Origin of the sequence: Geminocystis sp. GBBB08, from assembly GCF_016743215.1 — a bacterium.
Taxonomy (GTDB): Bacteria; Cyanobacteriota; Cyanobacteriia; order Cyanobacteriales; family Cyanobacteriaceae; genus Geminocystis.
In genome coordinates, this window is the sequence record NZ_VRZC01000164.1 from 1 (window position 1) to 8,404 (window position 8,404).

8 protein-coding genes are annotated in these 8,404 nt (G+C 32.9%); 3 read left to right on the forward strand and 5 right to left on the reverse strand.

Translation table 11 applies throughout. From position 1 onward, the window contains the following. Window positions 1–302: 302 nt before the first annotated feature. Window positions 303–1,106, reverse strand: coding sequence for an EI24 domain-containing protein (locus FWJ34_RS16090; protein ID WP_308256360.1), 804 nt, complete (start codon window positions 1,104–1,106; stop codon window positions 303–305). A gap of 84 nt (window positions 1,107–1,190) precedes the next feature. Further along, window positions 1,191–2,384 carry a Coenzyme F420 hydrogenase/dehydrogenase, beta subunit C-terminal domain gene (locus tag FWJ34_RS16095; RefSeq protein WP_308256361.1) on the reverse strand — a complete coding sequence of 398 codons (1,194 nt, stop codon included), beginning with the start codon at window positions 2,382–2,384 and terminating at the stop codon, window positions 1,191–1,193. A gap of 328 nt (window positions 2,385–2,712) precedes the next feature. Between FWJ34_RS16095 and FWJ34_RS16100 the strand changes: the two genes are divergently transcribed. From FWJ34_RS16100 to FWJ34_RS16110, 3 genes are all read left to right on the forward strand, one after another. Beyond that, entirely contained in the window at window positions 2,713–4,005 is a 1,293-nt protein-coding gene (locus FWJ34_RS16100; protein WP_308256362.1) for a pitrilysin family protein, read from the forward strand. A 117-nt stretch (window positions 4,006–4,122) separates the two neighbouring features. Beyond that, window positions 4,123–5,238 (forward strand): LptF/LptG family permease, encoded by a 1,116-nt coding sequence (locus tag FWJ34_RS16105; protein WP_308256363.1) that lies wholly within the window; start codon window positions 4,123–4,125, stop codon window positions 5,236–5,238. Window positions 5,239–5,413: 175 nt separating this feature from the next. Beyond that, on the forward strand, window positions 5,414–5,656 hold the full coding sequence (locus tag FWJ34_RS16110) for a DUF4327 family protein (RefSeq protein ID WP_308256364.1): 243 nt from the start codon (window positions 5,414–5,416) through the stop codon (window positions 5,654–5,656). 58 nt (window positions 5,657–5,714) lie between these two features. Here the strand turns inward: FWJ34_RS16110 and FWJ34_RS16115 are convergent, their stop codons facing one another. The 3 genes from FWJ34_RS16115 to FWJ34_RS19495 all read right to left on the reverse strand — a co-directional run bounded on the left by FWJ34_RS16115 (window position 5,715) and on the right by FWJ34_RS19495 (window position 8,357). After that, a complete protein-coding gene (locus FWJ34_RS16115; protein WP_308256366.1) occupies window positions 5,715–6,068 on the reverse strand; it encodes a hypothetical protein in 354 nt (117 codons plus the stop codon). A gap of 128 nt (window positions 6,069–6,196) precedes the next feature. Continuing rightward, a complete protein-coding gene (locus FWJ34_RS16120) occupies window positions 6,197–7,492 on the reverse strand; it encodes an aminopeptidase P N-terminal domain-containing protein (protein WP_308256367.1) in 1,296 nt (431 codons plus the stop codon). Between the two features lie 163 nt (window positions 7,493–7,655). Next, window positions 7,656–8,357, reverse strand: a complete 702-nt coding sequence (locus FWJ34_RS19495; protein ID WP_315862524.1) for a rubrerythrin family protein — start codon at window positions 8,355–8,357, stop codon at window positions 7,656–7,658. Window positions 8,358–8,404 lie beyond the last annotated feature (47 nt).

Sequence of the window (8,404 nt, forward strand, 5' to 3'; positions counted from 1 at the left end):
GTATGATGTAAGATAAGTAGCTTTTGTTACACAAGATTGTAGCAATTACCAAAACCACCAACTAAAACAAAAATTCATCACCCGTTAATTTCTGTAGATAATAATAATTTATCGGATGCTAATTTAACGGGTGCTAGTTATTTGGCTGATTATAGCTTCCCATAACTAATAATGAAACTTTGCGTCTTTGCTCTCTTTGCGAGAAATTTTACTATAATTATTTAATCAAACTTGATATTAAAACCCCTTCGGAATCGGGATTAAAACGAAAAAAGTAGCTATATTTCAAGCTACGATTGATATTAGTTTAGGGCTAGTTGATCACAAACTAATAAAGTACCAGCACAAACACAAATGGGAATGGTAATTAAATTAAGAAAAGGAATACTCATTAAAGTTAAACAGATTAAACCAAAACCTGCGGTTGTTGGAAATCCTTTTCTAACAAATTTTAATTTTTCTCTAAATCTTAATCTTTTTCTTTCTAAAGTAGCATCAAAAAAATCTAAACAAATAATCGTCATTGTTAAACTGATACTGCCCAGAAAAGAAACTATATTTCCCACCATAGGGATAAAGTTAAATAAAAATAAGGGTAAACTGAGAATGATAATTAAGAATAACTTTTTTAGTTCAAATAAAATTGCTCTAAATATATCAGAAAAGATATTTAACTCAATTATTTCTAGTTTGCCAGTGCGTAAAATTTCTAATTGTTCTGATAATTTACCATACCAAGGTGATCCTAAGATTGAGCCAAATTGAGTGATAATAAAACCTATTACTATTAATAACAAAATGAATAAAGTTACTTTTAATAATGTGGTAAAAAAAATTATTATATAAATCAAAAAAAATGACCATTCAGGTAATTTATCAATAGCGTTATCAGCCCCAATAACTAGTTCATTCGTAATGGAATCAAATAGTTTTAAACTGGGTTTTAATAATAAAATATAAGTAGTAACTCCCACAGCAAAGTTAATAATTATAGGAATAATTAAATATTGCCATAACTTTTTATTTTCGGCTAAAAATTTTACAGCTAAAAAAGGATAACTGATACCAATAAAAAAACCAAATCCTGTTAAAATCTGTCTAGTCATAATTAGTATTTTTAACCTTATTTTTTTACCACAGTTTATGTTTTATGTGTATATAAAAAACCTCAAAACCTTGATTTTTCATTCTTATTCTGGTAATTTATACTGAGATATGATTTTTTTGCCATAATCAGGTACATGATCCGCTAGTTTTTCAGGGTAATTACGCTTAACATAGAGATAATTGCGAGTAAAGTGGGAATCTATGGAAAAACGAGCATATTCCAATCCTTGAGGCCCAATTTTTTCAATTACTACACCCATTAATTGTGCCGCCCACATAGGTAATGTTACCCCTTTATCATAGGCGGGAATACTATTTTGTACTGCTTGTTTTCGATCGCCTTTTGACATGACAGGTTGAGTATCAAGTTGATCTTTAACTAAATTTAGCATCTCTTTACCCGTTTGGTTACGCACCACAATCCACTGCCAACCGAAAGGTGCCCCCATATAACCGACAACTAAATCTGCTAAAGAGTTGACATAATCAAAACAAGTCATACAAGAAGGGGCAAAAACATCTTTTAATTGGTTGGTTTTTAAGCCAAAGAAAGGTACTTTTTCGACGCTACCATCTTTATGTTTAAAATGTACTCGAAAATCCTGCATAAATTCATAGGCAATAACGGTATCAGGAGATTTACTGGTAGTTTCCAAAAATTTTTGTAACCCGGCACGAGTGACATTATCAACACAAGGAGTACCTAAAACATAGAGTTTTTCAAGCCCTAATTTTTTTTCCACCGCGCGTAAGGCTTGAATTTGACAGCCAACACCGATGACTAATAATCGTTTCATACCTGATTGTTCAATCTGCTCTAAAACCGATAGATTAGGCGATAGGGTAGGCTTGTTTACTCTTGCTCCTAAAATTTCTTCTGTAGTGGTGGCAATAATGGGTTTAGGTTGAAAATGATCATTTTCGCTACTTTGAACGCATACAACCCCTTCTACTAGCCCTTGAGTTAACATTTCACAGGCGATAGTACTAACTATACCCGTCCATTGAGCCCCTTCGATGGGTTGTTTTTTCTTTGCTGACATCATATCCTGATGGACACCAAAATAAACATCATACTCATTGTTTAAATCTCTACTACGCCCGTGGGCATTCGCTTCTAATTGGGCGATTTGTTGATTAATAAAAGCACAGGCTTCTTTTACATAATGGATATAATAAGTATCACACAGCCCACATTCACTACACAAATCTTTCGCCGGGCGACGACTACCGGGTTTTAAGGCTTTGGCTTTTTGATGAGAGGTAATTGCAGTCATGTTATATTTTTTTATAATTCCTGTTGGAGGCAAATAATAATAATGATATTTTTCTATATTTCACGATTCTACCAAAAAGTGGTATTTAAAGCCTTGTGATTTAATAGATATGGATTATATTCTAGGAAAATGTCGGATAAATCCGTTACTACATTATTGAAACTCCAGAAGAAAATCTTACTTACATTGAAAATTTTGCTAATGAGTTTTATGGTAATCGCTTTTCTACTCTTGAAAAATTAGGTATTTGAATCAAGGTGTTCAAAATTCCTATTATTTTTTACTATACAATGGGGATTGTAACTTAAACATCGAGCTAAAATCTGCTATGATTTCAACTTTAGTTAGACCTAATGGCGTTCATTGTCCTAATATTACTAAATTACCGAATGGTTTAACTATTATTACTGAACAAATTCCCGTTTCTGCTGTTAACCTTAATATCTGGTTTAATGTCGGCTCTGCCATAGAATCGGATAATATTAATGGTATGGCTCACTTTTTAGAACATATGATCTTTAAAGGTAGTACTAAATTAGCTAGTGGAGAATTTGAACGTTTATTGGAAGCTAAAGGTGCGGTGACTAATGCGGCGACAAGTCAGGAATATACTCATTTTTATTTTACCTCTGCCCCTCAAGATTTTGCGGATATTCTTCCTTTACAGTTAGATTTGGTGTTGAATCCTCTTTTACCCTCCATTGAATTTGATAGAGAAAAAATGGTAGTTTTAGAAGAAATCCGGCGATCGCACGATAACCCCCGTCGAAAAGTATCCGAAAAGATGATGAAGAATGTGTTTCCTAATTTACCTTATCATCGACCCATTTTAGGGACAAGGGAAATTATTGAAAATTTGACTTATCAGCAGATGCAATCTTTTCATCATTCATGGTATCAACCTTCAGGAATGACGGTGGTAGCGGTGGGAAATTTACCTGTAGAAAAATTGACACAAAGCATAATTGATTCTTTAAGCATTGAGAAAATTAATTTACAACCAGAGAGAGTAAAATATCAACCAGAGTCACCTTTTAAGGAAATTATCACGGAGGAATATACCGACACATCTTTACAACAATCTCGTTTAATTTTAACTTGGCGTGTACCTGGATTAAATAATTTCTCAGAAACTTTACCTTTAGACGTTTTAGCGGTAATTTTAGGACAAGGAAAAGTATCCAGATTATTTCGAGATTTAAGAGAAAATCGCCATTTAGTTACTCGTATTTCTGCCAATAATATGACACATCAAATACAAGGTGCTTTTTCTGTTTCTGCACAATTGTCTCAAAAAAATATTCCTTTAGTCAAAGATATTATTCTTAATCATTTGGCTGAAATTCAAACTAATGGAGTAACTCAGGCAGAATTAAATCGGGTATGCCAAATTGTTGCTAATCAATTTATCTTCCAAAGTGAAAAACCGGGCGATCGCACTAATTTATATGGTTATTATTATTCACAGGTAAAAAGCATTACTCCCGCTTTAGAATATGCCGAAAAAATCAGAAATTTAACTACGGAAGATATACAAAAAGCAGCTCAAAAATTCATCAACTTAAATGCTTATGGAGAAATAATTGCATTGGATGATGAGAAATTGGGAATCAGGAATTAAGAATCAGGAATTAAGAATAAAGTTAATGATATATTGAAAAACAGATTTAGGTAAGTCAAACTTTGATAAATAAAAATTATCATTTTAACTTTAATGCGGAATTTTAAACTATCAATAATGGATGCCTATTTAGTTAGAGAGTTAATAACTCCTTTTTTCTTTAGTGTGGGAATTTTCTCAGCTTTAGGAGTAACCATAGGCACTATCTCAGATTTAAGTTATAAAATTGTCAACTCCGATTTAGCTTTTATTTCTGCGGTGCAAATTTTTTGCTTAAAAATTCCAGAATATATTGCTTATGGATTGCCTATTTCTGTGTTATTAACCACTTTAATTACTTATAGCCGTTTGAGTAAAGATAGTGAATTAATCGCTTTGCGTAGTTGTGGCATTAGTCTTTTTCGGTTAGTTACTCCGGCTTTAATTTTAAGTTTAATTATCACATTGTTAACCTTTATCTTTAATGAATTGATTGTTCCTAATGCTAATTATCAGGCTACCACAATTTTAGTAGAACAACTAAACGAACAAAGGCAATTTTTATTAAGAAAAGATATTTTTTATCCTGAATATATAGAAGTAAAAGCAGATAATGGCAATAATTATAAACAATTAAAAACTTTATTTTACGCCCAAAGATTTGACGGAGAAAATATGCGGTCTTTAACTATTTTAGACACAGAAAAAAAAGGACTAAATAAAGTTATTATTTCAGAAAAAGGCACATGGAATAATCAACAACAGGTATGGGATTTATTTAATGGAATCATTTATGATGTCAAAACAAATCCTTTAGTTGCAACAGAATCTTTTTTCAAAGAAATGCAATTTGCTTTATCAAAAACTCCTTTAGAATTAGCTCTAAAAAGTAGAGATCCTTATGAAATGAATATTATTCAATCAGAAGAATATATTAAATTATTAAGATTATTAGGAGATGAAAAAAATGTCTTAATGTTTCAAGTTCGTACAGCCCAAAAAATTGCTTTTCCCTTTGTTTGTATCATATTTGCTTTAGTAGGATCATCATTAGGTAGTTTACCAAATACTGCTAATAAAGCCACAAGTTTTGGTTTATGTGTAGCGATCGTTTTTGGGTATTATTTCATTAGTTTTTTTATTGGCAGTCTAGGATTAATTGGGCTTATTTCACCTTTTATGGCGGCATGGATACCAAACGTTTTCGGCGTATTAATTGGTATTTATTTATTATTTAAACCTAGTTTTGCTTAGTGATGGATGGGGTGGTTGAACAATATATACCCATCAACCATTACTTATTCGGTATCAAAGGATACCATTATCGAATATTTGTCAAGAATTTGTTGCGACTTCTTAAAGAAACGGTATAGAATTTAACTGAAAGATTTATTTTTTCATGTATCTTAATTTGATTTATCACTTACTTATGACTACTTATACCTTACCTTCCACTTATTCTTACCGTTATACCCTTGATTTTATCCGTGACGAAATTAGAGCTTTATTAGAAAGGGGTAGTATTAGCCGTCATCAACCGATTTATAGTCTTGCCAACTATATTCCCCCTAGAGAATGGTTATCTGTAGAAAAACAATTAGAAGAAAAAGATTTTCTTTTACGTGATCGTATAGGTGATTTATTGGGGGTCGAAAACTGGGATAATGATTAGTGATTGTAGAAACAAAAATGTAGGGGTTGACTATTCACCCCTTGATCTTTGATACAAATTACGATACATTAAGTTTTTGTATTTCTTCTCTTAAAGCAACAATTTCTCTGGTAAGTTCTTGGATACCATTACTTTGGTTATCTTCAGACTTAACTCCAGTCTCTTCATCAGAATTACTAGTTTTACTGGTATAGCCTTTAAAAAATTGTTCGATAATTTTTCGAGCTTCTTGTTCAGTGATTGTGCCTTTTTCAGCCCATTCTTGAGATTTTTGTTGCCATTCCCTATTGAAATCTGAGAAAATTTGGCTACGTTTTTGATTGTCTTGGAGAGTTTCTACCACAGACGCAGTAGCACCAACGGCAGTTCTAAAACTTTGTTGAATAAGATTAAATATAGTATTGCTTTCCATAGTGGTTAATATACTCCATATTGAAAAATAACCTGACTTTACTATAATCTAACTTTTCTCAATGGAAGTTTAACTAATGATAGTGATAACCACACAATATAGCTACCAAACCTATTTTTCACTATTCATTATTTCTCAATACCGATGGTTAAAACTTCATTGCCAGATTCGGTAACTAAGACATCATCTTCAATTCTTACCCCAATTCCTTTCCAGTAATCAGGGATTTCTGGTTGTCCTTCTACTGGTTTAATATAAGGTGAAATGTAAATACCTGGTTCGACGGTTACTACATTACCCACTTGAAAAGTAGCCCAATTTTCGCTATCTTTTTTATAACTACCAGCGTCATGAACATCCAAACCTAACCAATGGCCAGTACGGTGCATATAAAAAGGTTCATATTTTTTACCCTCAATAATCTCTTTACTATCCCCTTCGAGTAATTTTAATTCTTTTAAACCTTCTACTAACCCCTCTACAGCTTTATCGTGAAATTGATTATAGGTGTTACCCGGTTTTACTTGCTCAATGGCTTGTAATTGTGCTGACAATACCAATTGATAGATGTCTTTTTGTTGAGGGGTAAATTCACCATTTACGGGAAAAGTACGGGTAATATCACCGTTATAATAGCCATAGCAACAACCTGCATCAATTAATAACAAATCTCCGGCTTCCATTCTGCGGTTATTGTCAATATAGTGTAAAATGCAAGAATTTTCTCCTGATGCCACGATGGAAGGATAAGCCATACCATCACCTCCTAAAAGTCTAAAGGTATGCTCTATTTCTGCTTGTACTTCATACTCATAACGTCCAGGTTGCACAAATTCTCTCGCTCGTTGATGTGCCTTAACGGAAATTTCCGTTGCTTTTCTCAACATGGCAATTTCGGCTTCACTTTTGACTAATCGTAAGGGATGTAAAACAAAATTAGAATCTTCTAAAGCGACAGGCCCACTACCTCTTTTCGGATAACTCGCAATCAATTTTTGCCAATGACTGATAATTTTCTCATTAAAATATAAATCTCTACCTAACTGATAGTAAATGCGATCGCCGGTAACTAAATATTCAGGTAATTTTTCATCTAATTCATTGATAGGATAGACAATATCAGCACCATAAACAATTTTTGCATCCTCAACTCCGATACGATAACCTGTCCAAATTTCTTTAGTTAAATCTTTAGGCTCTACAAAAAGTATGAATTGATGTTCTTTGTGGTTAGGAGCGAAAACTACTACGGCTTCTGACTCATTAAAACCTGTTAAGTAATAAAAATCACTCTCTTGACGATAAACGTATTCAACATCATTGTGCATTACGGATTGAGGTGCACTACGAAAAATAGCGACACCTTTGCCGATAGTCTTCATCAATTTTTGACGGCGTTGTTGATATTCAGTAGAAAGAATCATTATTTATAGTTTTGAAGGGAATAACTTGTTAAAGATTGATAAAAATTAGAACAATAAAGAGAAGAGGGGAAGAGGAGAACAGAAGAAGTAATAATTAATTAGTAATTGTAAGATAAGCATCTTTCCTGTAATTCCTAATTCCTAATTCCTAATTCCTAATTCCCTACTCTTTGTAAGGTACAAAAAGTTTTTTCTGTGCGCCACAAATAGGACAATGCCAATCTTCAGGAATATCCTCAAAGATAGTACCAGCAACAATTCCAGAGTCTGGATCTCCTACTACAGGATCATAAATCATCGAACATTGACGACAAATCCATTTACGAGTTTGAGGATCATCACTAACTGCTTTCACTGGTGCTTCTTTACCGTCTAAACTTTCTAATGCTTCAGTATATTGATTAGCGTGGTGATTTTCAATGCTACTTAAAAACCCGAAATTTTGAGCTGCTTTACGGAAAATACTAGCGTGTTCTTTAGATTCAGCTTGTTGTTCTTCAAATTCAGCTTGTGCAGTTTCATCTCTATCAATTTGAGCTTGTTGGGCAAATTCAGGATACATGGTTGTATATTCGTAAGTTTCACCTTCAATTGCCAATTCTAAACAACGAGAAACAATTTTTTTCTTTTCTTCTTCACTCAATTTACTAGCATCAGTGACAACTAATTCCGGATGAATAAGACGAAAATGAGCAAAAGCGTGTTCAGTTTCTTGATTCGCCGTTGCTTTAAATAACTTTGACAAATCCTTAAAACCTAGCTCTTTAGCTACTTCTGCAAAAAATAAATATTTACGATTTGCCATTGATTCACCGCCGAAAGCAGCTTCTAGGTTTTTTGCCGTATTTTTATTTGATAAATCCACCTTTTGACTCCCTGAATAAAATACTAGAGTTATGACCTAATCATCAG

What these genes read in the sequence shown, in the direction of transcription:
- FWJ34_RS16090 (WP_308256360.1), bottom strand. Translation starts at nt 1,106, where the DNA reads ATGACTAGACAGATTTTAACAGGATTTGGTTTTTTTATTGGTATCAGT.
- FWJ34_RS16095 (WP_308256361.1), bottom strand. Translation starts at nt 2,384, where the DNA reads ATGACTGCAATTACCTCTCATCAAAAAGCCAAAGCCTTAAAACCCGGT.
- FWJ34_RS16100 (WP_308256362.1), top strand. Translation starts at nt 2,713, where the DNA reads ATGATTTCAACTTTAGTTAGACCTAATGGCGTTCATTGTCCTAATATT.
- FWJ34_RS16105 (WP_308256363.1), top strand. Translation starts at nt 4,123, where the DNA reads ATGGATGCCTATTTAGTTAGAGAGTTAATAACTCCTTTTTTCTTTAGT.
- FWJ34_RS16110 (WP_308256364.1), top strand. Translation starts at nt 5,414, where the DNA reads ATGACTACTTATACCTTACCTTCCACTTATTCTTACCGTTATACCCTT.
- FWJ34_RS16115 (WP_308256366.1), bottom strand. Translation starts at nt 6,068, where the DNA reads ATGGAAAGCAATACTATATTTAATCTTATTCAACAAAGTTTTAGAACT.
- FWJ34_RS16120 (WP_308256367.1), bottom strand. Translation starts at nt 7,492, where the DNA reads ATGATTCTTTCTACTGAATATCAACAACGCCGTCAAAAATTGATGAAG.